The organism is Agrobacterium sp. MCAB5 (assembly GCF_052114365.1).
In the GTDB taxonomy this organism is placed as follows: Bacteria; Pseudomonadota; Alphaproteobacteria; order Rhizobiales; family Rhizobiaceae; genus Agrobacterium; species Agrobacterium tumefaciens.
In genome coordinates this window covers 1-421 of the sequence record NZ_JBFREP010000293.1, presented here as the reverse complement: position 1 = coordinate 421, position 421 = coordinate 1, and the positions used below count along the sequence as shown (strand labels likewise).

Annotated in this window: 1 protein-coding gene; it reads left to right on the top strand. The window is 60.1% G+C overall.

Features of this window, described 5'->3' with window-relative positions; translation table 11 throughout:
* Nucleotides 1-421 (top strand): ABC transporter ATP-binding protein (locus AB4Z23_RS28690; RefSeq protein ID WP_441361336.1); only part of this gene is annotated, 421 nt, incomplete at both ends.

Below are 421 nucleotides of genomic sequence, written 5' to 3'. Positions count from 1 at the left end.
TGCTGGGACCATCGGGCTCGGGCAAGACGACAAGTCTGATGATGCTTGCGGGGTTCGAGGCTCCTAGCGGCGGCCACATCCGCATCGCTGGTCGCTCATTGGAATCCGTGCCACCGCATCGACGAAACATCGGGATGGTGTTCCAGAATTATGCCCTCTTCCCCCACATGACCGTGGCGGAAAACCTGGACTATCCCTTGCGCGTCCGCAAGATGGCCAAAGCCGAACGTAACGATCGTGTCCGCAAGGTTCTGGATGTGGTGCAGATGGGAGCTTTTGCAGAGCGAAAGCCTGCGCAGCTCTCGGGCGGGCAGCAGCAGCGGATTGCACTCGCTCGGGCGATCGTTTTCGAGCCAGACGTCGTCCTTATGGATGAGCCGCTCGGCGCTCTGGACAAAAACTTGCGGGAGCATCTCCAGCT